We start from the raw sequence: 22,936 nt of genomic DNA, 5'->3' as shown, positions 1-22,936 counted from the left end.
ATATAGATGGCACAGACCCATTTTGGATTTGAAAAAGTTGATGAGTCAAAAAAAGCAGAAAAAGTAGCTGGGGTCTTTCATTCTGTAGCGAGTAATTACGACTTAATGAACGACTTAATGTCGATGGGACTGCATCGGATTTGGAAAATGTTTACTATAGCTAGTGCAAATGTTTTACCTGGTCAAAAGGTTTTAGATATTGCAGGTGGTACTGGAGATTTAGCCTTAGCTTTTTCAAAAAAAGCTGGAAAAACTGGAGAGGTGTGGCTTAGTGATATCAACTCTTCAATGCTAAAAGTTGGTAGAGATCGACTGGTTGACCTTGGCGCAATTATTCCGTGCGTTCAATTGGACGCTGAAAAAATACCATTTTCTAAAAATCATTTTGATTTAGTTACTGTTTCCTTTGGCTTACGCAACATGACACATAAGGAAATTGCTCTGAAAGAAATGTGTCGAGTGACTAAACCTGGTGGCAAAACTATGGTGTTAGAGTTTTCTCAGCCAATTGATCTGATCAAACCCATCTATGATTTATATTCCTTCAAGGTATTACCTTGGCTTGGTGAAAAAATAGCAGGTGATGCTCAAAGTTATCGTTATTTAGCAGAGTCTATTCGCATGCACCCTGATCAAGAAACTTTGAAGGGAATGATGTTAGAGGCTGGTTTTGATCAAGTGGAAGTTCATCCACTATCCGGTGGCATTGTTGCCTTACATATTGGCTATAAGTATTAATCATGGCTAATTTGCCAGTTCCTTCTGTCGCATTAAGAGCCCTCAATCATTTGATTGAACAAGAACGTTGGGCTCATGATTTACTTCTTCCTAGGACGGGACAGTCGATCTCGATTACTTTACCAATTGGGGATTTTCAAATAGCAGTTCAGGAAGGTATGTTTGTTAATGCAACTGACACGCCCAAGACTCCCTCCGTTAGTTTGGCAATTCCACAAGAAGCGATATGGTCTTTTCTGAAAGAAGGCAAATCTGGTGCCATGAAATTTGTCAAAATTTCTGGGGATATCGACTTTGCTGCAGATTTAAATCGTTTAGCAGCAGATCTTAAATGGGAAGTTGAAGAGGACTTATCTCAATTTTTAGGTGATGCACCGGCTAGAAGAATTGTTTTAGAATCTCAAAAAATGTTTCATCAAACCCAACTTGCAATGAGTGACTTAAAAGGCGGAATCAGAGATTACTTGGTACATGAAAAAAATATTCTGGTTGATAGTCAGCAAATGAATGACTTTAAATCCGAATTGCGCCTATTACGGGATCAGTTAGACCGAGCTGAAAAAAAAGTCAATCAACTTGAGCAAGCCATTAACAGCAAACAAACACATTCAACATAATGCAAAAAGTCAAACGTATCTCCCGAATTTTTTATATTCTTTGGCGATATGATCTTTTTGGGCTTTTAAGAACTGTATTAAAGCCGGGAATTTTTAGTGTTCTTACACTCCCCTTATCTTTGTTTTCACCTTCAAGAGATTTAGCTCGAGGACAAAGAATACGACTTGCTTTAGAGTCTTTAGGGCCAGTATTTATCAAATTTGGTCAAGTGCTTTCAACAAGAAGAGATTTACTCCCAGAGGATATTGCTGATGAATTAGCCAAACTCCAAGATGACGTTCCACCATTTTCGAATGAGTTATCTCGTGAAATTATTGAAAAAGCACTACAGTTACCGATTGATGAGGTATTTAAATCATTTGATGCTACGCCGATAGCCAGTGCATCGATTGCTCAGGTGCATTTTGCAGTTCTCAAAGGTAATAGCAAATATCCCGAGTGGGAAGACAAACATGTGGCCATTAAAGTATTGCGCCCTAATATTTTAGGAGTGATTGAGAGTGATTTGGCGTTGATGCATAGCCTTGCAGGTTTGATAGAAAAATTCTCCTATGATGGTAAGCGCTTAAAGCCAAAAGAAGTTGTATCCGGATTTGATACAACCATTCATGATGAATTAGATTTACTCAGAGAAGCTGCAAACTGTAGCCAATTAAGAAGAAACTTTGAAGGCTCCAACAAAATCATGATTCCAGAAGTGTATTGGGATTTGTGCCATATTAACGTCATGGTGATGGAGCGTATGTATGGTATATCTATTGCCCGATTGGATGACTTAAAGGCTGCCGGAGTGGATTTAAAATTGCTGGCGGTAGATGGTGTTGAGGTATTTTTTACGCAGGCATTTGCGCATGGATTTTTTCATGCCGATATGCATCCCGGCAATATCATGGTCAGTCTAGACCCAAAAACATTTGGTCGTTTAATTTCTTTAGATTTTGGTATTGTGGGCACGTTATCTGAATTAGATAAAAACTATTTAGTACAAAATTTTTTAGCATTCTTTAATCGTGATTATCATCGTGTAGCTGCTCTTCACATTGAGTCAGGATGGGTTCCCCCTGAAACCAAGGTTGAAGAATTAGAAGGCGCTGTAAGAGCTGTTTGTGAGCCTTATTTTGATCGTCCCTTAAAAGATATCTCTTTAGGGATTGTTTTGATGCGACTCTTTCAGACGTCAAGAAGATTTAAAGTTGAAATTCAACCACAGTTAACCCTATTACAAAAAACCTTATTAAATGTAGAAGGACTTGGTCGTCAATTAGATCCTGATTTAGATTTGTGGCAAACCGTAAAACCGATTATGCAGACTTGGATGAATCAACAAGTTGGTTTTAAAGGATTTTGGGAAAAATTAAAGTCTGAGGCACCTCACTGGGCGCAAAAATTACCGACTATTCCAAGACTTATTTCGACCTATCTAGAACTAGAGGTTCATGCTAAAAAACAGAACCAATTACAAGAAATAATAAATTTAATAGAAAAACAAAAAAGATTTAACTTTCACACAAACATTGTTAGCATTTTTGGTATTGGCGCCCTTTTAGGTGGGGCGTTTACATATCTTTTACTAACACTGTCTAGGTAATCTCATGTTACTTTGGTTCGTTCTTCTCTACTGGGTCATTTCAGTAGCAATTGGTTTATTAGCCTCCTTAAAAGTAAAAAACGCTACTGACTTTGCTGCTGCGGGTCATGCATTGCCCATGTACGTAGTCACTGCGACAGTATTTGCAACTTGGTTTGGAGCAGAGGCTGTATTGGGCGCACCAGCAACTTTCTTGCAGGAGGGTTTAGCCGGTGTAGTTGCTGACCCCTTTGGTTCTTCCATGTGTCTAGTTTTAGTTGGTTTATTTTTTGCGAAGCCACTGTATCAAGCTAAATACCTCACAATTGGTGATTTTTATCGGGATCGATATGGTCGTACCGTTGAGGTCTTGATTACATTATGTATTGCCGCGTCCTACTTAGGATGGGTGTCAGCGCAAATCATGGCTCTTGGCTTAGTCTTTAATGTGGTATCTGGCGGAGAAATTTCTCGCGATGTTGGCATGTTAATTGGATCAGGTAGCGTGTTAATTTATACCCTTTTCGGTGGTATGTGGGCAGTTGCTGTAACTGATTTTTTGCAGATGATTATTATTGTTCTTGGCCTATTATTTATTGGTCATGAAGTAACTGGTATGGCTGGTGGGGTGGTAAACGTCGTAGAGCACGCCAATAACGCTGGCTTATTTAACTTTTTCCCAAAAGCTAATTTTGCGGAAATTATGGGTTTTATAGCCGCCTTATGTACGATGATGCTTGGATCGATTCCGCAACAAGACGTTTTTCAGCGAGTTACTTCATCAAAAACGGTACAAATTGCCCAACGTGCGGCGATTTTGGGCGGTGTACTGTATTTCTGTTTTGCTTTTATTCCAATGATCTTAGCTTATTCGGCGAATATGCTTGACCCAGAAATGGTCAAAGAAGGCTTAAAAAATGATTCACAATTAATTTTGCCGCAATTGATTTTGAGTCAGACACCTATGTTTGCTCAGGTGATTTTCTTTGGAGCTTTACTATCAGCCATTAAAAGTTGTGCTAGTGCGACCCTTTTGGCTCCTTCCGTATCATTTTCTGAAAACATCGTTAAGGGATTTTTTAAAGAATTGACTGCAGAGCAATATCTTTTGATTATGCGAGTAACTACTTTAGTGTTCAGTGTACTAGTGACTATCATTGCCATGAATTCAGAGTTATCCATTTTTAAAATGGTAGAGAGTGCTTATAAAGTTACGTTGGTATCAGCTTTTGTGCCCCTTTTATGTGGCGTCTATTGGTCCAAAGCAACGCCATTGGGCGGCCTATTAGCTGTTGCCCTCGGCCTAGTCTCTTGGATTATGATGGAGGCAATCATGCCTCATGAGGTAATTCCACCGCAAATGGTTGGATTGGCATTCAGCTCTTTGGGAATGTTTGTAGGTTCTGTACTGATTCCCTCTGAACTCGTTAAAGAGCGTAGTCAGATATCAGAAACTATGTTCTAGAAATGCTTTTACATAAAAAAGATGGATAATGTTCCTTTATAGGCGTAAGGGAATATGAAAAAGTACTTTTTAGCGGGCATTTTAGTTTGGGCACCTTTGGCAATTACCATTTGGGTAATTACTTGGGCTATGGGTATTTTGGATGGTGTGTTTGGTTCTGTGATGCATGTATTAATCACCGTTCTACCATCGAATCTAACGCAAAGCCTGATTCACTTTAGAGAAACACCCTTTATTGGTGTTTTAATTGTGATTGCTGCAATCACTTTGACGGGAATGTTTGCAATTACTATTGCAGGTCGATGGCTTTTCCGCATATGGGAAAAGATCTTACACCGTATACCGATTGTCAGATCAATTTACTCAAGCGTTAAACAAGTTTCAGATACCTTGTTATCTAGTAGTGGAGATGCTTTTAAAAAGGCTGTTTTAATTAGATACCCTCATCAAAATTCATGGACCATTGCTTTTCAAACAGGATCGCCAATGCAAGAAGTTGCTGAAAAATTAGGTACCCCCCATATCCATGTATTTGTCCCAACAACACCTAATCCAACATCTGGATTTTTTATGATAGTACCCAAGGATAGTGTGATTGAATTATCCATATCTGTTGAAGATGCGCTCAAGCACATCGTTTCAATGGGTACTGTTCCACCAGTTGGTCAAGAACCAAAAAATTAATTAAAGAGGTTTAAGTATGTCATTGCGTAGTCATTTTGCAGGTTTAGTTACAGAAGAGTTGATTGGCCAAGAAGTCAGCATTGCTGGTTGGGTTAATCGTCGCCGTGATCATGGCGGAGTTATTTTTATTGATTTACGTGATAGTCATGGATTTGTCCAAATTGTTTGCGATCCAGACCATAAAGAAGTTTTTGGTGTTGCAGAAAATATTCGTAATGAGTATTGCATTCAAGTCAAAGGCACTGTGAGAGCGAGACCTGCAGGGACTGAGAATAATGACTTAACCACGGGGAAGATTGAGATATTGTGTAAAGAGCTCAATGTTCTGAATGCATCAGTAACGCCACCGTTTCAGTTAGATGATGACAATTTATCTGAGACCACACGCTTAACACACCGTGTGCTAGATTTGCGCCGTCCACAAATGCAAAAAAATCTTCGATTACGTTATAGCGTGGCTATGGAGTCACGCCGCTATTTAGATCAAGCAGGTTTTATTGATATTGAAACACCAATGCTCACAAAAAGTACACCTGAGGGTGCACGTGATTATCTCGTTCCATCAAGAGTCCATGACGGCCAATTTTTTGCTCTCCCACAATCACCCCAATTATTTAAACAGTTATTAATGGTTGCAGGTTTTGATCGCTATTATCAAATTGTAAAATGTTTTCGCGATGAAGATTTAAGAGCAGATCGTCAACCTGAGTTCACTCAAATCGATTGCGAGACATCATTCTTAGATGAAATGGAAATCCGCGATTTATTTGAAAATATGATTTCTCATGTTTTCAAAACAGTCATTGATGTTCAATTACCTGATCCATTTCCCGTCCTTAGTTACCAAGATGCAATGCGTCGCTTTGGCTCCGATAAGCCAGACTTAAGAGTTGATTTAGAGTTCACAGAGTTAACTGATGTGATGACGGATGTAGACTTCAAAGTATTTTCTGGCCCAGCAAATTCTGAAAATGGCAGAGTTGTTGCCCTAAGAGTTCCTGGTGGTGCCGAAATCTCAAGAAGTGAAATTGATGAATATACACAATTCGTAAGTATTTACGGAGCAAAAGGCTTAGCCTGGATTAAAGTCAATAAGATTAGTGATGGTCGTAATGGACTTCAATCACCGATTGTCAAAAATCTCCATGATCAAGCGGTAGAAGCCATCATTCAACGCACGGGTGCTCAAGATGGCGACATTCTTTTCTTTGGGGCAGATAAGTCCAAGGTGGTGAATGATGCGATTGGTGCATTACGAATCAAAATTGGGCATTCTGATTGGAGTAAAGAAAAAGGTATTTTCAAAGAAGGTTGGAAACCATTATGGGTAGTTGATTTCCCCATGTTTGATTATGATGAAGAAGCTGCTAGATGGGTTGCTTGCCATCATCCATTTACAAGTCCTAAAGATGAACATTTAGCAATTCTTGATAAAGATCCTGGAAAGTGTCTTGCGAAGGCATATGACATGGTTCTTAATGGTTCAGAAATTGGCGGAGGCTCAGTACGTATTCATCAAGAGTCAGTTCAAAGCGAAGTGTTCCGAGCACTCAAGATTGGACCTGAAGAAGCTCAAGCTAAGTTTGGTTTCTTGTTAGATGCTTTGAAGTATGGCGCGCCTCCACATGGTGGTATTGCATTTGGGCTTGATCGTATTGTGACGATGATGACTGGTGCAGATTCAATTCGCGATGTGATTGCCTTTCCGAAAACTCAGCGTGCTCAATGCTTATTAACCCAAGCACCTAGTCCTGTAGATGAAAAGCAGTTACGCGAGTTACATATCCGCTTACGAACAGTTCAACCTACCAATTGATGAATAAGACATTGGATGATAGTTCAGCGCGCCAATGTCAACTTAATTCATCACACTAATGCGCCCATCAGCAGCTGACCACTCTCCTAGATCTTCAAAACCAAGAGGTCTTGGAGATTGGGGCACTATTAAAACTTTAATACCCTATTTAACCAAATATCCTTGGAGAGTATTTTTTGCAATTTCCTGCTTAGTTTTAGCAAAAGTTGCCAACATTGGGATACCTGTCGTATTAAAGCATCTTATAGATGATTTATCCATTGCGGTAGATGATCCAAGGCGATTTCTTGTATTCCCATTGGCATTTGTTATTGCTTATGGTCTGCTTAGACTGTCAGCCTCATTATTTACTGAATTAAGAGAATTTTTATTTGCTAAAGTGACGCAAAATGCGATTCGTCAGGTAGCTATTGAAGTCTTCAACCATTTACACTCATTGTCTTTGCGCTTTCATTTAGGGCGTCAAACTGGTGGAGTTTCGAGAGACATTGATCGTGGCTCAAGAGGAATTCAATCCCTCATTTCATACTCTTTGTATAGTATTTTGCCAACACTCATTGAATTTACGATTGTGTTGATATACCTTGCCATCAATTACGATTGGCTTTATGCGGCAATTACTTTTTGTGCATTGGTCATTTATATTATTTTTACCGTCATGGTTACAGAATGGCGTTCTAAGTATCGACGTAAGATGAATGAAATGGATACTAGTGCTAATCAAAAAGCGATCGATTCTTTATTAAATTTTGAAACCGTAAAATATTTTAGTAATGAAAAATTTGAGGCACATCGTTACGATAGTTTCTTACAAAGCTATCAAAAAGCAGCCGTCAAATCACAACAATCTCTAGCTGTTTTAAATATTGGTCAACAATCAATTATTGTGATTGGCTTAATCGCTATATTATGGCGAGCCACATTAGGGGTTCAAAGCGGTGAGTTGACTTTGGGCGACATTGTTTTAATAAATACCTTAATGATTCAAATGTACATCCCATTAAATTTTTTAGGGGTCATTTATCGAGAAATCAAACAATCCATTTTAGATATGGATAATATGTTTAGTTTGTTAAATAAAGATCAAGAAATCAAAGATGCGCCAGGGGCGCCTGCTTTAAAACTCAATCACCCCAATTTAGGGCCACGTGTAGTGTTTGATCAAGTTAATTTTTCTTACGAAGCAAATCGCGCCATACTTAAAAATGTTAGTTTCGTCATTGAACCCGGCACAACGACTGCGGTAGTCGGGAGTAGTGGGGCTGGTAAAAGTACTTTATCTAGACTGCTATTCCGATTTTATGATGTCCAATCGGGGGCAATCTATTTTGATGAACAAAATATCTCTGCTGTCCAGCAACTAAGTTTAAGAAAAATAGTAGGTATTGTTCCGCAAGATACCGTTTTGTTTAATGATTCCATAGGCTACAACATAGCCTATGGAAACCCACAAGCCACTCAAGAAGAAATCATACAAGCAGCTCAAGCCGCGCAAATCCACCAATTTGTGATGGGATTACCAGAGGCTTATAAAACCTCTGTAGGTGAACGAGGTTTGAAACTCTCAGGAGGTGAAAAACAACGTGTAGCAATCGCACGAACTTTATTAAAAAATCCAGCGCTGATTATTTTTGATGAGGCAACATCTGCACTAGACTCTCAAACAGAAAAAGCTATTCAAGAAGAAATCAACAAATTAACTACCAATAGAACTGCTTTGATTATTGCCCATCGTTTATCAACGATTGTGCATGCACAGCAGATATTGGTCATGCAAGATGGTGAAATTGTGGAACGTGGAACGCATGAAGAACTCATGTCATTACAATCGAAATATGCAACGATGTGGAATTTGCAAAAAAATCAAAGCGAAGTCTCCGTCTAAGAGTTTATCTCCAACATCCTAGAATCCATTATGTTGACAGCCAATCAAATCTTGCACGAAGCTTTTCAAAGAGTGCTTTTTGTGGCAGATCCTCAAAAATCGATGCCAATATTATTGGCAGAAATATTTCCAAACGGTATTAGAGGGAATTGTTTAGTTGTTGGAGCAGGCAAGGCAAGTGCTTCTATGGCAGATGCTTTTGAACAATATGCGCAGCAGAATTGGCCACAAGCCAAGATTTATGGACATGTAGTTACCCGCTATGGGCATGATGTCTTTACCCCCATACCCAATAGAAAAATAAGCATCTCTGAGGCATCACACCCATTTCCAGATGAGGCAGGTTTAAAGGCGAGTATCGCTATCATGCAACTTGTCGGGAATTTACAAGAAAATGATTTCTGTATCGCCCTTATATCCGGAGGGGGATCAAGTCTATTACCCCTCACTGCAAATCATATTCCAATGGACGCTTTACAAAAATTAACGCAAGAGTTACTTCGTTGTGGTGCACCTATTGAAGAAATTAACGTGATTCGTAAACATGTTTCTGCGATCCAAGGAGGACGGTTAGCCCAATTAGCGACTCGTCGTGGTGCCCAAATGATCGCATTGATTATTTCTGATGTAGTGGGCGATCAGGCTAGCGATATTGCAAGTGGCCCTTGTGCTCCTGATCCATCTACATACGATGATGCAATCCATATTTTAGAAAAATATCAGTTACATACACATTTGGGTTTAACAAGTATTTATCAGCATCTGTTGCAGGGGCAACAGGGACTTCACCGTGAAACATTAAAAGTTGAAGACGAGATATGTGAACAAATCAACAATATTGTGTTTGCGACCGCGCAAAAAGGCCTTGAAGCTGCTGCAGAATTTTGTCGAACCCTAGGTTATGAAGTACATGTATTGGGCGACGGTGTTTCTGGGGAGTCTCAAGAAGTTGCTAAAAATCATGCGGCTTTGATACGAGAATGTTTAACCAACTCGAATGCCAAGAAGATTGCATGGATATCTGGTGGTGAAACCACAGTGACGATTCCACTGGGCGTGGTTGGAAGAGGTGGTCGTTGTTCAGAATATCTGTTAGCTTTGATGCAAGAAACTTTAGATATTAAAGGAATGAGTGCTTTGGCTGCTGATACAGATGGGATTGACGGTAGTGAAAATAATGCTGGAGCCTATTTTGATGCAGGTGTCCGAAATAGGTATCTTGCTAAGGGCCTCAATATCGAGCATTATTTACAAAATCACCAGGCTTATGATTTTTTTGAGCAGCTGGATGCACTTGTAATGACTGGTCCCACCTTAACCAATGTAAATGACTTTAGAATAATACTGATAGATCGATATGAATAAATTAACTTTTACAAGGCCTGATGATTGGCATCTACATTTACGTGATGGGGATGTGTTGCCAGATCTTGTAGCCCATACAGCGCGTCAATTTAGCAGAGCTCTTGTGATGCCCAATCTAAGACCACCGGTTACTCAAGTTGCACAAGCCCTCAGTTATCAATCACGGATTCAAGAAGCGGCAAGCAGTGCTGGATATCCGGAGTTTCAAGCATTAATGACTTTGTATCTCACCGATATGACCTTGCCGAGTGAAATTGAAAAAGCTAAAGAAGCTGGCATCATCGGCGTGAAGTTATATCCTGCGGGTGCAACAACAAATAGCGATGCAGGGGTAACTGATTTAAATAAATGTGATGCCACGATTGCGAAGATGGCTGAGTTAGATATACCCCTTTTAGTGCATGGCGAAGTAACGCATACGGCAATTGATATCTTTGATCGTGAAGCTGCATTTATTGAGCAAGTTTTAGAGCCCCTAAGAAAAAAGCACCCCAAATTACGTGTTGTGTTTGAACACATTACGACGAAACATGCGGCGGATTATGTCAGTCAGGCAAACACGCAGGATTATGGTGAGATTGCCGCAACCATTACCGCACATCATTTGCTGTATAACCGTAATGCTATTTTCTTGGGGGGTATACGCCCCCATTATTACTGCTTGCCTGTATTAAAAAGAGAAGAGCATCGTCAGGCACTCCTTGCGGCAGCTACAAGTGATTCAACTCGGTTTTTTTTAGGGACCGATAGTGCGCCTCATGCACAACACTTAAAAGAGCATGCTTGTGGATGTGCAGGCTGTTTTACAGCTCCTCAAGCTATCGAGTTATATGCTCAGGCATTTGATTCTGTTGGAAAATTGCAACAGTTAGAAAAGTTTGCATCATTGAATGGCCCCGGTTTTTATGGACTTCCTCGAAATCAGTCGACGATAACCATTGAGAAAATCCCTCAAAAAATTCCTTTAAGTTATCCCATGGGACAGGATCTTATCGTCCCTTTAAATGCGGGCGAGTCCCTAGAGTGGTCAATTCTCGGTTAGACTACCGTTGCAGAGTTGATTGGGCAATCGCCGCTTCATAGAAGGGGAGGAAAGTCCGGACTCCATAGGGTAGGGTGGTGGCTAACAGCCATCCATGGCAACATGAGGAATAGGGCCACAGAGACGAGCGTATTTAGTTACGGTGAAACGCGGTAACCTCCACCCGGAGCAATCTCAAATAGGCAGGCGTTGAGGCGACCCGCTAAGCCTGCGGGTAGAGAGCTCGAGTCCACTGGTAACAGTGGACCTAGATGAATGGTTGCCCCAAAGTGAAAACTTTGGCGACAGAATCCGGCTTATCGATCAACTCTGCACTTCTTAGCCTTCAACAATTTCAATCGAATGAGTAATTGTTGCCGTCTTGCCCAACATAATTGTGGCTGAGCAATATTTTTCATGAGATAAGTGGACTGCTTGGCTGACTCTATTCGGATCTAATTGTTTGCCAGTCACTATAAATTTCATATTGATGTGAGTGAACACTTTCGGATCTGACTCTGCTCTGACTGCTTCTAATTGAACTTTGCAACCAGTAATATGTTGACGAGCCTTCTTTAGAATCATCACAACATCAAAGGCTGTGCATCCGCCAGCACCTGCCAGCAGTAATTCCATTGGGCGTGGTGCCAAATTACGCCCGCCAGCCTCTGGAGCCCCGTCCATATTTATAAGATGTCCGCTTCCGACCTCTGCAGAAAAGCTCATGCCATCTAACCCAAGCCAATTAACTGTACATTCCATTGTTGCACCCCAACAAAAATTTTAAAAAAAGACTTTACCTAGTGATAACCCTAATATATAATAACTATATTGCGTAATTTCTTGTTTTAGATTTTACTGCTACCAGTGTCTCCTCCACCCAAACAAAGGTGGAATTCATAGCCCAGAGTTTACCTCTGGGCTTTTTTTTGCTACAATCATTGATTCTCTGACTTAGGTCCCAGGGAATCGTATTACAGATTTAAGAATCAAATGAGAGCGTGCAAACATAAGCAAGGCCGAATGAGAGATTAAAACTGTTTAAATGGACCCACAATTTAATGAAAGTAGTCATGAAAACATTTTCCGCAAAATCCCATGAGGTGAAGCGTGAATGGTTCGTGATTGACGCAACAGACAAAGTTCTCGGTCGTGTCGCCAGTGAAGTGGCACACCGTCTGCGCGGCAAGCATAAACCTGAATTCACTCCTCACGTTGACACTGGCGATTATATCGTCGTTATTAACGCATCTAAACTCCGTGTAACGGGTAACAAAGGCTTGCAAAAAACTTATTACCGTCACAGTGGATACCCAGGTGGTATCTATGAAACAACGTTTGACAAAATGCAAGCGAAGTTTCCAGGACGCGTTCTTGAAAAAGCAGTTAAGGGTATGTTACCTAAAGGTCCCCTCGGCTATGCAATGATCAAGAAGTTAAAAGTTTACGGTGATGAAACTCATCCACACGCGGCTCAACAGCCTAGCGTTTTAGAACTTTAAGGAGCTGTCATGATTGGAAATTGGAATTATGGAACCGGTCGTCGCAAAAGCTCTGTAGCTAGGGTTTTTATCAAATCGGGTAAGGGTGATATTCTCGTCAACGGTAAACCGATTGATCAATATTTTTCACGCGAAACATCACGTATGATTGCGCGTCAACCCTTGATTTTGACAAATCATGCTGCTACTTTTGACATTAAAGTCAATGTAAGCGGTGGTGGTGAAACAGGTCAAGCGGGCGCTGTTCGTCATGGTGTAACTCGCGCTCTGATTGATTATGACAACACGTTAAAACCAACATTATCAAAAGCTGGTTTTGTTACTCGTGATGCTCGTGAAGTTGAACGTAAAAAAGTTGGTTTACGTGGCGCACGCCGTCGTAAGCAATTTAGTAAGCGTTAATACTTTACGCCTAGAGGCAAAAAACCGTATAGGCAATACGCTTATACGGTTTTTTCATTGCGGTTTCATACAATAAGAAGATACTCAGATAAATTGATTTAGATATTTAGGAGAGAATATGATTAAAGTTGGTATTGTTGGTGGAACGGGATATACCGGTGTAGAGTTACTTAGAATGTTGGCTCAGCACCCAGAGGTTCAGTTAACAGCTATCACTTCCCGTAAAGAGGCGGGTATGCCAGTGTCAGATATGTTTTCTTCGCTCCGCGGTAGAGTGGATATCGCATTTAGTACACCTGAAGATGCTAAGTTAAATGAATGTGATGCAGTGTTTTTTGCAACGCCTCACGGAGTTGCGATGGCACAAGCAAAAGAGCTCTTAGCTGCTAATGTGCGCATCCTAGATTTGGCAGCTGACTTTAGATTAAAAGATACTCAGGTATTTGAACAGTGGTACGGAATGCCACATCAGTGCCCAGAAATTTTAGAAGAGGCCGTTTACGGCCTTGCAGAAATCAATCGTGAGGCAATTAAAAAAGCTCGTGTTGTGGGATTAGCTGGTTGCTACCCAACCTCTGTACAGCTTGGTTTTGCGCCGCTCTTATCACCAAAATCTACTCAAGGTAAAAAATTAGTAGATACGCAATATTTAATATCTGATTCAAAATCAGGTGTTTCAGGGGCGGGCAGAAAAGCAGAAGTGAGTACATTGCTTGCTGAAGCAAGTGATAATTTCAAAGCTTACGGGGTAAAAGGACATCGCCATCTCCCTGAAATTGAGCAGGGATTAAAAGCCATTGCAGGACACGATGATGTTAAATTGACTTTTGTGCCACATTTGGTGCCAATGATTCGTGGTATTCACTCCACTCTTTATGCAAAAATCTTACCGGAAGCTCAGGGCATAGATTTTCAGGCATTGTATGAAGATTTTTATCGTGGTGAACCATTCGTTGATGTAATGCCTGCTGGAAGTCATCCAGAAACTCGATCTGTAAGAGGTAGCAATCAATTGAGAATTGCGATACATCGCCCAAGCGGTGGAGATACTTTAGTTATTTTAGTTGTTGAAGATAACCTTGTAAAAGGTGCTTCAGGCCAAGGTATTCAATGTTTAAATTTAATGTTTGGCTTCCCAGAAAATATGGGACTGCATCAAATCGCTCTATTACCCTAATCCCATTCGTGCAGTAAGGGTAAAAGAAGCCTAGAATAGAGTTATACAGTAATTTAAAGGAGTTTATATGTCTGCTACACAAGAAGTTACAACGTCTTTTGAAGAGCCACCAGTTCCGATTATTTTTACGGACAATGCTGCTACAAAAGTTGCTGACTTGATTGCTGAGGAAGGTAATAACGCGTTGAAATTACGTGTTTTTGTTCAAGGCGGCGGATGTTCAGGTTTTCAATATGGATTCACATTTGATGAAGACATTAATGAAGACGATACACAGTTTGAAAAAAATGGTGTTACGTTGTTGGTAGATTCAATGAGTTATCAATATTTGGTTGGCGCAGAAATTGATTACAAAGAAGATATCAATGGTTCACAATTTGTCATTAAAAATCCAAATGCCACAACCACTTGTGGATGTGGATCCTCGTTCTCAGCTTAGTTCTATTTACGGTGCAGGGAGCCTAAGATTCTTGGGCCCTTTGCACCAGTTACTTCTGGAATATTTGATGCTGTATTGCTGGTAAAGCACCAAGCCAACCAAGCAAAAGCCATCCCTTCAATGGTTTGAGAGTCTAGTCCTAGTTCTTCAGCAGTCATTAACGTAAAAGAAGATGTATGTTCTTTACACATACGCGCAATACTCTCCAATAAAAAGAGATTTTTGGTTCCCCCACCGCAGACGATCAGTTCTTGACAGTCAGGCAAATAAGTAAATAGTGATGAGACGACTGTCTTTGCAGTAAGAGCAACTAAAGTTGCTTGAATATCCTCAGCAGAAGGTTTTGAACTGCATAAACTCATTGTATTGAGAAGCCAATTTAGATTGAATAAATCACGCCCAGTACTTTTCGGTATTGGAGAAGAAAAGTAGGGCTCATTCATCAGAATCTGGAGAATTTCAGTGTCTACTTGACCAGAGCGGCCCCAATTGCCCTGATGATCATAGTTCAGATGCTTATTTTTATAAATCCATGCATCTAATAACAAATTTCCAGGTCCAGTATCGAAACCTAGAATGGGTTGATTAGGCTTTAATAGTGTGAGGTTGGCAATCCCACCAAGATTAAGAATCGCCTTTGAATAATCAGAGTTACCGAATTGTGAATGATGAAAAGCGGGCACTAAAGGGGCACCATGACCCTGAGCCGCGATGTCTCGATTTCGAAAGTCGTTAATCACATCAATACCGGTAAGCTCAGCAAGTAATGCGCCATTCAGGCACTGTAATGAATAACCAACCCCATTCGGTAAGATGGGTTGATGACGAATAGTTTGGCCATGGGCACCGATGGCAACGATATGTTTTGGTGTTAAAGAAGCTAATTCTAAGATTCGGTGGACAATCAATGCGTACTCTTGAGCTAACTGGTTTGCAGCTAAAGCCTCTTTATGTAATTCATTATGGGTTGGGGCTTGGAGTTCATGAAGAACAGTTTTGAGATCAGAAGAGAAAGCTGCACTCGTATGAACCAATACTTCGGCTTGACCATTTGGATTGATTGAACATAAAACCCCATCAATTCCATCCATGCTTGTACCTGACATGATGCCAATATAAAGTTGAGAATTTTGGTCTTTGTGACTAGTCATTTGTATAGACAGGTAAAATATCAGTAATACAAAAATATAGTTTAATTGAATTTCAACATCATGACTTCTATGAAGTATGTTTCACTAATCAAAGTTTTATATCAAAAATGACTTCTCATCATACACCTAACAACTACCCAATCACAGACGAAGTTCTCAATGCTCTTGAGCAAACCAAAAGAGGCTGCGAAGAACTCATTGTCGAATCTGATTGGGTAAAAAAATTAGCTAGAAGCATTGCTACTAAAACTCCTTTAAGAGTTAAATTAGGACTAGATCCAACAGCGCCCGATATTCATTTAGGGCATACCGTTGTATTAAATAAATTACGACAACTACAAAATTTAGGACATACGGTTATCTTTTTGATTGGTGATTTCACCAGCATGATTGGCGATCCCTCTGGCAGAAATAACACTAGACCTCCTTTGACGAAAGAAGAGATTGCCAAAAATGCGCAAACATATTACCAACAGGCAAGTTTGGTATTAGATCCAGATCGTACAGAAGTGCGTTATAACTCCGAATGGTGTGAACCGCTTGGTGCTTCAGGAATGATTCAACTCGCAGCAAAATATACCGTTGCGCGCATGTTAGAGCGCGATGACTTCACGAAACGCTATAAAGGCGGAATCCCCATCTCAGTCCATGAATTTTTGTATCCACTGATGCAAGGATATGATTCAGTCGCTTTAAAAAGCGATTTAGAGCTTGGTGGAACAGATCAAAAGTTTAATCTTCTTGTAGGACGTGAGCTACAAAAAGAATATGGACAAGAGCCACAGTGCATTTTAACGATGCCATTATTGGTGGGTTTAGATGGCGTAGAAAAGATGAGTAAGTCCAAGGGTAACTACATTGGTATTACTGAGCCAGCTAATCAAATGTTCGCAAAGATTTTAAGTGTGTCAGATGATTTAATGTGGATGTATTACAACCTGTTGTCATTTCAATCTATCCAAGAGATCGAAGTTTTGAAGAGTGAAATAGCGCAGGGAAAAAATCCTAAAGATGCCAAAGTGGCACTTGCAAAAGAAATCGTGAGTCGCTTTCATAGTTCTGAGGCCGCAGAAAAAGCCTATGAAGATTTTCAATTACGGGCGAAGGGCGGTATCCCAGACGATATACCTGAGGTAAGTTTAAGTGGCGCTCCAGTTGGTATAGCACAGCTTTTAAAAATGACTCAGCTAGCACCTTCGACATCAGAAGCGAATCGTAATATTGAACAAGGCGGTGTAAAAATTGATGGCACCGTTATATCTGACAAGTCACTACAAATCAATGAAGGCACTTTTGTATTGCAAGTTGGAAAACGTAAATTTGTAAAAGTAAATCTAAAGAAATAAATTCATGACACACATACTTTTAGTACGCCATGGCGAAACCGACTGGAATAAAGAACAACGTTTACAGGGTCATCTTGATATTGGCCTCAATGAACAAGGAGTTATTCAAGCGCAACTGCTAGGTCAAGCCTTAGCTAAAGAAAAAATTGATGTAGCTTACTCTAGTGATTTATCTAGGGCATTAGATACCGCCAACACTATCACAGCGCATCACAACGTACCTACATTTATTGATACGCAATTAAGAGAGCGTTGTTATGGTGAGATACAAGGTATGACTTACCTTGAGATTGAAGAGAAATTACCGGAAAATCATCGTGCATGGAATAGCAGAGAGCCAGACTTTGAGCCACAAGGTGGAGAGTCTTTAAGACAGTTTTATTCAAGGATTACCAGCAGCTTTGAGCGCATAGCAAAGAACCATGAAGGACAAGTCATATTAATTGTTGCCCATGGTGGAGTATTAGATTGTATGTACCGCCATGCCACACAAATGGACATTTCGGAAAAAAGAAAAGTAGAACTTCTCAATACGAGTTTAAATCGTCTACGTTTTACCGGATCCGAATTTACAGTCGAGTCATGGGGTGATGTTTCTCATTTGCAAAATCTAAAGTCTCTTGATGAGGTAGATTCCGGAAAACCTTCTGTTCCTTGGTTGTTGCCTTAAGAGAGATCTAAATTCCCTGAATCACCGGGATGCACCAATTGAAAATGCTCGTAGGTGAGTTTGGTAGCAATTCTCCCGCGGGGAGTTCTTTGCAGATATCCTTGTTGGATTAAATAAGGTTCAATCACATCTTCAATCGTATCTCTCTCTTCCCCAATCGCTGATGCAAGATTATCAACCCCAACTGGACCACCAGAGAACTTATACAAAATAGCTTCTAAAAGTTTTCGATCCATGACATCAAAACCAACAGGATCAACATCTAGCATCTTTAGTGCTGCATCTGCGACTGTACTAGAAATCGTGCCATCACTTTTGACTTGAGCATAATCACGTACTCTTCGCAGAAGACGATTCGCAATCCGAGGTGTTCCTCTAGCACGTTTGGCGATTTCAATGGCACCATCATTTGTAATTGGCGCATTGAGAAGATTCGCTGATCGTTGAATAATTTTTTCAAGTTCATGATGGGTATAAAACTCTAGCCTTGAAACAATCCCAAAACGATCTCTAAGAGGATTTGTGAGCATACCAGCTCTTGTAGTGGCACCAACAAGCGTAAATGGTTTCAAATCGAGCTTCACACTGCGAGCAGCTGCTCCCTCACCAATCATAATGTCAATACTGTAGTCTTCTAACGCTGGATAAAGTATTTCTTCAACAACAGGAGATAGGCGATGAATCTCATCAATGAATAAAACGTCATTTTCTTCTAAGTTGGTTAATAAAGCAGCTAAGTCACCTGGACGATCAAGTACTGGACCACTCGTTTGACGAAGATTGACGCCAAGTTCTTTAGCAATAATATGAGCTAATGTGGTTTTCCCTAAACCTGGAGGACCAAATAATAAAACATGATCTAGAGCTTCGCTGCGACTTTTGGCAGCACTGATAAAAATTTCAAGTTGTTCTCTTACTTTACTTTGACCGATATATTCATCTAACTGTTTGGGGCGAAGAGCTCGCTCAATGACCTGATCTTCTCCTAGAGAACTAGGGTCTATCATGCGAGGTCCATCTGAGGGTTCAGGAAGTGTGTCGAGTTGATCGGTATGTATTGCCATACGTTTAGTTTAATCCTAAATAAAGGCTATGCTTTTGAGAGTGTTTTTAAGGCTAAACGGATACCATCTGAAACATTGGCATCACTTGGAACCTGCTTGAGAGCTAAAACAGCTTCTTTATCAGAATAGCCCAAAGCAATTAAAGCTTGTAGGATTTCTGAGGAAGCAGGGGCAGTCAGATTTGAATCTGACAAATGGGGCAAATCTGCCCCAAATTTTCCTTTAAGCTCTAAAAGAAGTCTTTCAGCAGTTTTTTTACCGATACCTGGCACCGTCATAAGTCTTGAGGAGTCTTGCAGTGTCACAGCCTGTGCAATATCAGCAACACTCATTCCTGAAAGAATCGTGAGTGCGGTACGCGCACCTACCCCACTAATTTTGATTAAGGTCCGAAAAGCTTCTCTTTCAGATTCAGTTGCAAATCCATAGAGTTGTTGCGCATCTTCCCTCACCAAATGATGGGTCAGCAAAGTAACAATGGAACCATTTTCTGGAAGTTGATACAGCGTGCTCATAGGCACATCAATATCGTAACCAACCCCCTGACAATCGACCAAGATTCGAGGAGGACTTTTCTGCACTAGTACACCTTTAATTCTGCCTATCATGTTTTAATCTTTACCTTCAGATGTGCTGCTTCTAATTGATGTTTCATACTGAACTGATGGGCGCCACAAATCGCAACTGCTAAAGCATCAGAGGCATCAGTTCCTGGAGCCACTTTTAAAGATAATAACCGTTTCACCATTTCTTGAACTTGTGATTTTGCGGCACGACCATGACCAACCACATTTTTTTTCACTTCAAGAGCACTGAATTCAACAACTTCGATATCTTGACATACGATAGCTGAAATAGAAGCACCCCTAGCTTGACCTAGTAGTAAGGTCGATTTTGGATTTACATTCAAAAAAACTTGTTCCACCGCCGCATATTCAGGAAGATAGGTTTGAATAACCTCAGTAACTCCCTTGAATAAAACACCCAATCTTTCAGGTGTAGACTGTGTTGAACTATCCGTTGAGATAGTACCCGAGGCAACATATTTCAAACGTTGTTGTGTATAGTCGATGACTCCAAAACCAGTCGTGCGAAGTCCTGGATCAATTCCTAAGACACGCATTAATTAGTGCCTAAAGTGGCGAGTGCCAGTGTAAACCATGACAATGCCGTGCTCATCAGCTGCTTGCACAACTTCATCATCACGAACGCTACCACCTGGCTGAATAACACAAGTTGCCCCAGCAGCTACCACCACATCTAAACCATCCCTAAATGGGAAGAAGGCATCACTAGCAACAACTGAGCCAACTAATGAAAGGCCAGCATTAGAAGCTTTAATCCCAGCAATTTTGGCAGAGTCTATACGGCTCATTTGACCAGCGCCTACTCCAAGCGTCATACCATTAGCGCAAAAAACGATTGCATTCGATTTAACATATTTAGCCACTTTCCAAGCAAATAACATTTCTTCTAGTTCATGTGGTGAAGGTTGTTTTTTTGTGACCACTCGCAATTGATCAAGCGTCACATTTTTTGCATCGGGAGTTTGTACAAGAATTCCGCCACCAACACGCTTTAAATCCAATGGATTTTGTGCCCCAGATAATGGAATTTGTAAAACACGAACATTTTGTTTATTACTCAGAATGGTAAGTGCTTCTGCGGTAAATGATGGTGCAATGAGTACTTCGACAAACTGTTTTGAAACAGCTTGAGCCGTTAAGCCATCACATTCACGATTAAAAGCAATAATTCCGCCGAAGGCAGAAGTCGGATCCGTTTTGAATGCTTTCTCATAAGCATCCAAGGTAGAGTGTGCCACAGCAACACCACAAGGATTTGCATGCTTCACAATCACGCAGGCGGGTTGACCTACTTCCATCGTGTTGCCAAAACTCTTCACACACTCCCAAGCCGCATCTGCATCTGCAATATTATTGTAAGAAAGTTCTTTACCCTGTAATTGTTGGTAGCTCGCCAAGCCGCCAGCAACAGGTTTGATATCTTTATAAAAGGCAGCTAACTGATGTGGGTTTTCGCCATAGCGTAATTCTTGAACACGATCAAAGCCTAAATTGAGTGATTCAGGGAATAAGGATCTTTCTTGATGAGCTTGATTATTTGGTAGTGAGCTTAAATAATTAGCAATAGCACCATCATATTGAGCCGTATGGGTAAACACCTTCTTCGCTAAGCGAAGATTGGTAGCAAAAGAAACTTGACCTTGATTGGCCTTCATTTCATCCAATACCACTTCATAGTCTTCTGGTGAAATTAATACCGTCACATCTTGATGATTTTTTGCGGCGGCACGTAACATGGCTGGACCGCCAATATCAATATTTTCAATCGCTTCTTCAAAACTACAGTGTTCTTGTGCAATTGTTTTTTCAAAGGGATATAAATTGATAACCAACATATCAATCGTGCCAATACCGTGCTCCTTGAGCGCTTGCATATGTTGCTCATTGTCGCGGATGGCTAAAAGACCACCATGAACCATCGGATGCAAGGTCTTTACTCGACCATCAAGCATCTCAGGAAATTGGGTCAAGGTAGATACCTCAATCACTGGTAAGTTATTTTCTGCAAGTAATTTGGCGGTTCCGCCAGTCGAAATTAGACGAATACCAAGTTGATGAAGGGACGTTGCAAAAGGAATGATTCCAGATTTATCGGAAACTGAAATAAGGGCTGTTTTGATCATAAGATAGGTTTAAGGTAAATAAAAAATGTTAGGATTTGTTTTCTAATAAGCCATGTTCTAGCAATTTTTTTCTCAGGGTATTGCGATTCAGACCGAGATATTGTGCTGCCAAAGATTGATTGTGTTCAGCATGTTGCATGACCAGTTGTAACATCGGCTTTTCGATAGAGGCAATAACCATGTCGTAAACATTAGAAGGCGGAATATCGCCTAAATCATCTAAATAACGTTGAAGATGGGTCTCCAGTACTTCAGTAACAGGATGTTTTTTTGCTTCCATGTTTTACGCCGCTTCTAAATATTCAATACGTTCAGAGAATTGAGCAAGTTCATCAAAGTATTCACGAACTGCATTGAGTTGTTCCTGACAAGATTCAATCGTGTTCATACGAGCACGAAATACATGAGAGTTTCGTAAGCCTTTGCAATACCAGCCGATATGTTTTCGTGCAGAACGTAAGCCGATGTACTCTCCATAAAAAGCATAATGTTCAAGTAAATGATCATGCATGATGTGCGCTATTTCTGAAATTGAGGGTGGTGGTAAATGCGTACCAGTTTGTAAATAGTGGTCAATTTCACGAAATATCCAAGGACGACCTTGAGCGGCTCGACCGATCATGATTGCATCAGCATTTGTTTGTTCTAAAACCCATTTTGCTTTTTCTGGGGTGTTGATGTCACCATTGGCAACGATTGGAATTTTTACAGACGCTTTTACTTCTGCGATGGTGTCATATTCAGCTTGACCGAGATAGAGATCCGCTTTTGTACGACCATGAATCGTTAACATAGATATCCCACAATCCTGAGCGATTTGCGCAATTCGCAAAGCATTTTTATGCCCTCGATCCCATCCAGTTCGTATTTTTAAAGTAATCGGGACTAGAGGATGGTACTTTTGTGTGGCCCCAACAATCTCACTTAATATTTTTTCTACTAGAGGTTCATTTTGCAATAAGGCTGAACCAGAGGCAACGTTACAAACTTTTTTTGCTGGACAGCCCATATTGATATCGATAATTTGAGCCCCTCTGTCAATATTCAACAGAGCTGCTTGAGCCATCATGACAGGACCTGCACCAGCAATTTGAACAGAAATAGGATTAGTTTCACCATCATGATTGGCTCGACGCAAAGTTTTTTCACTATTCCATAACATGGCGTTGGAAGCAATCATTTCGGATACAGCATAGCCGGCACCTAAGCGCTTACATAATTGCCGAAATGGACGATCTGTTACTCCAGCCATAGGAGCAACAAATAGTTGATTTGATAAATAATGTTGACCGAGAAACACAATTAACCATGTTAAA

General features: G+C 40.5%; 23 protein-coding genes and 1 other RNA gene. 16 read left to right on the top strand and 8 right to left on the bottom strand.

Annotated features, from left to right (window positions below; all coding sequences use genetic code 11):
* Positions 1-6: 6 nt before the first annotated feature.
* The 10 genes from ubiE to rnpB all read left to right on the top strand — a co-directional run bounded on the left by ubiE (position 7) and on the right by rnpB (position 11,495).
* A complete protein-coding gene (ubiE, locus tag QMN06_RS11190; protein WP_281970199.1) occupies positions 7-738 on the top strand; it encodes a bifunctional demethylmenaquinone methyltransferase/2-methoxy-6-polyprenyl-1,4-benzoquinol methylase UbiE in 732 nt (243 codons plus the stop codon).
* A 2-nt stretch (positions 739-740) separates the two neighbouring features.
* Positions 741-1,355 carry a hypothetical protein gene (locus QMN06_RS11185; RefSeq protein ID WP_281970198.1) on the top strand — a complete coding sequence of 205 codons (615 nt, stop codon included), beginning with the start codon at positions 741-743 and terminating at the stop codon, positions 1,353-1,355.
* Positions 1,355-2,944: a ubiquinone biosynthesis regulatory protein kinase UbiB gene (gene ubiB, locus QMN06_RS11180; protein WP_281970197.1), complete on the top strand. Its 1,590-nt coding sequence runs from the start codon at positions 1,355-1,357 to the stop codon at positions 2,942-2,944. Before QMN06_RS11185 ends, ubiB begins: the two co-directional genes overlap by 1 nt.
* Before the next feature lie 4 nt (positions 2,945-2,948).
* Positions 2,949-4,388 carry a sodium:solute symporter family protein gene (locus QMN06_RS11175; RefSeq protein WP_281970196.1) on the top strand — a complete coding sequence of 480 codons (1,440 nt, stop codon included), beginning with the start codon at positions 2,949-2,951 and terminating at the stop codon, positions 4,386-4,388.
* Between the two features lie 54 nt (positions 4,389-4,442).
* Positions 4,443-5,072: a DUF502 domain-containing protein gene (locus QMN06_RS11170; protein ID WP_281970195.1), complete on the top strand. Its 630-nt coding sequence runs from the start codon at positions 4,443-4,445 to the stop codon at positions 5,070-5,072.
* A 16-nt stretch (positions 5,073-5,088) separates the two neighbouring features.
* A complete protein-coding gene (gene aspS / locus QMN06_RS11165; protein ID WP_281970194.1) occupies positions 5,089-6,888 on the top strand; it encodes an aspartate--tRNA ligase in 1,800 nt (599 codons plus the stop codon).
* Positions 6,889-6,946: 58 nt separating this feature from the next.
* Positions 6,947-8,773: an ABC transporter ATP-binding protein/permease gene (locus tag QMN06_RS11160; RefSeq protein WP_281970193.1), complete on the top strand. Its 1,827-nt coding sequence runs from the start codon at positions 6,947-6,949 to the stop codon at positions 8,771-8,773.
* 30 nt (positions 8,774-8,803) lie between these two features.
* The gene (locus tag QMN06_RS11155; protein WP_281970192.1) at positions 8,804-10,138 is read left to right on the top strand and encodes a glycerate kinase; all 1,335 of its coding nucleotides are present in this window, start codon (positions 8,804-8,806) and stop codon (positions 10,136-10,138) included.
* On the top strand, positions 10,131-11,180 hold the full coding sequence (gene pyrC, locus QMN06_RS11150) for a dihydroorotase (RefSeq protein WP_281970191.1): 1,050 nt from the start codon (positions 10,131-10,133) through the stop codon (positions 11,178-11,180). The genes QMN06_RS11155 and pyrC overlap by 8 nt, the downstream gene beginning before the upstream one ends.
* Positions 11,181-11,191: 11 nt before the next feature.
* Positions 11,192-11,495, top strand: an RNA gene (gene rnpB / locus QMN06_RS11145) — RNase P RNA component class A.
* Positions 11,496-11,498: 3 nt separating this feature from the next.
* Here the strand turns inward: rnpB and QMN06_RS11140 are convergent.
* The gene (locus QMN06_RS11140; protein ID WP_281970190.1) at positions 11,499-11,921 is read right to left on the bottom strand and encodes an OsmC family protein; all 423 of its coding nucleotides are present in this window, start codon (positions 11,919-11,921) and stop codon (positions 11,499-11,501) included.
* Positions 11,922-12,232: 311 nt separating this feature from the next.
* On the opposite strand from QMN06_RS11140, the gene rplM reads away from it, so the two are divergent.
* The 4 genes from rplM (at position 12,233) to erpA (ending at position 14,679) form a co-directional block, all read left to right on the top strand.
* Positions 12,233-12,661 carry a 50S ribosomal protein L13 gene (gene rplM, locus QMN06_RS11135; RefSeq protein WP_281970189.1) on the top strand — a complete coding sequence of 143 codons (429 nt, stop codon included), beginning with the start codon at positions 12,233-12,235 and terminating at the stop codon, positions 12,659-12,661.
* Between the two features lie 9 nt (positions 12,662-12,670).
* Complete coding sequence (gene rpsI / locus QMN06_RS11130; protein ID WP_281970188.1) at positions 12,671-13,063, top strand: 30S ribosomal protein S9; 393 nt, start codon at positions 12,671-12,673, stop codon at positions 13,061-13,063.
* A gap of 118 nt (positions 13,064-13,181) precedes the next feature.
* Positions 13,182-14,240, top strand: coding sequence for an N-acetyl-gamma-glutamyl-phosphate reductase (argC, locus tag QMN06_RS11125; RefSeq protein ID WP_281970187.1), 1,059 nt, complete (start codon positions 13,182-13,184; stop codon positions 14,238-14,240).
* 67 nt (positions 14,241-14,307) lie between these two features.
* On the top strand, positions 14,308-14,679 hold the full coding sequence (gene erpA, locus QMN06_RS11120) for an iron-sulfur cluster insertion protein ErpA (RefSeq protein WP_281970186.1): 372 nt from the start codon (positions 14,308-14,310) through the stop codon (positions 14,677-14,679).
* A gap of 2 nt (positions 14,680-14,681) precedes the next feature.
* On the opposite strand, the gene QMN06_RS11115 is transcribed toward erpA, so the two are convergent.
* Positions 14,682-15,830 (bottom strand): anhydro-N-acetylmuramic acid kinase, encoded by a 1,149-nt coding sequence (locus tag QMN06_RS11115; protein WP_281970185.1) that lies wholly within the window; start codon positions 15,828-15,830, stop codon positions 14,682-14,684.
* A 107-nt stretch (positions 15,831-15,937) separates the two neighbouring features.
* Between QMN06_RS11115 and tyrS the strand changes: the two genes are divergently transcribed.
* Positions 15,938-17,176: a tyrosine--tRNA ligase gene (gene tyrS, locus QMN06_RS11110; RefSeq protein WP_281970184.1), complete on the top strand. Its 1,239-nt coding sequence runs from the start codon at positions 15,938-15,940 to the stop codon at positions 17,174-17,176.
* 4 nt (positions 17,177-17,180) lie between these two features.
* Positions 17,181-17,846, top strand: coding sequence for a histidine phosphatase family protein (locus QMN06_RS11105; protein WP_281970183.1), 666 nt, complete (start codon positions 17,181-17,183; stop codon positions 17,844-17,846).
* Here the strand turns inward: QMN06_RS11105 and ruvB are convergent.
* From ruvB to dusB, 6 genes are all read right to left on the bottom strand, one after another.
* The gene (ruvB, locus tag QMN06_RS11100) at positions 17,843-18,853 is read right to left on the bottom strand and encodes a Holliday junction branch migration DNA helicase RuvB (RefSeq protein WP_281971778.1); all 1,011 of its coding nucleotides are present in this window, start codon (positions 18,851-18,853) and stop codon (positions 17,843-17,845) included. The genes QMN06_RS11105 and ruvB overlap by 4 nt on opposite strands.
* 83 nt (positions 18,854-18,936) lie before the next feature.
* Positions 18,937-19,518 carry a Holliday junction branch migration protein RuvA gene (ruvA, locus tag QMN06_RS11095; RefSeq protein ID WP_281970182.1) on the bottom strand — a complete coding sequence of 194 codons (582 nt, stop codon included), beginning with the start codon at positions 19,516-19,518 and terminating at the stop codon, positions 18,937-18,939.
* On the bottom strand, positions 19,515-20,033 hold the full coding sequence (gene ruvC, locus QMN06_RS11090) for a crossover junction endodeoxyribonuclease RuvC (protein ID WP_281970181.1): 519 nt from the start codon (positions 20,031-20,033) through the stop codon (positions 19,515-19,517). The genes ruvA and ruvC overlap by 4 nt, the downstream gene beginning before the upstream one ends.
* Positions 20,034-20,036: 3 nt before the next feature.
* Complete coding sequence (gene purH / locus QMN06_RS11085; RefSeq protein WP_281970180.1) at positions 20,037-21,620, bottom strand: bifunctional phosphoribosylaminoimidazolecarboxamide formyltransferase/IMP cyclohydrolase; 1,584 nt, start codon at positions 21,618-21,620, stop codon at positions 20,037-20,039.
* Between the two features lie 28 nt (positions 21,621-21,648).
* Positions 21,649-21,900, bottom strand: coding sequence for a helix-turn-helix domain-containing protein (locus QMN06_RS11080; protein ID WP_281970178.1), 252 nt, complete (start codon positions 21,898-21,900; stop codon positions 21,649-21,651).
* Between the two features lie 3 nt (positions 21,901-21,903).
* Complete coding sequence (gene dusB / locus QMN06_RS11075) at positions 21,904-22,923, bottom strand: tRNA dihydrouridine synthase DusB (RefSeq protein ID WP_281971777.1); 1,020 nt, start codon at positions 22,921-22,923, stop codon at positions 21,904-21,906.
* Between the last annotated feature and the right edge of the window lie 13 nt (positions 22,924-22,936).

The sequence above is a fragment of the Polynucleobacter sp. SHI8 genome, from assembly GCF_027944005.1.
In the GTDB taxonomy this organism is placed as follows: domain Bacteria; phylum Pseudomonadota; class Gammaproteobacteria; order Burkholderiales; family Burkholderiaceae; genus Polynucleobacter.
The sequence above is the reverse complement of the archived record's forward strand: the minus strand, read 5'-3'. Positions and strand labels throughout refer to the sequence as shown.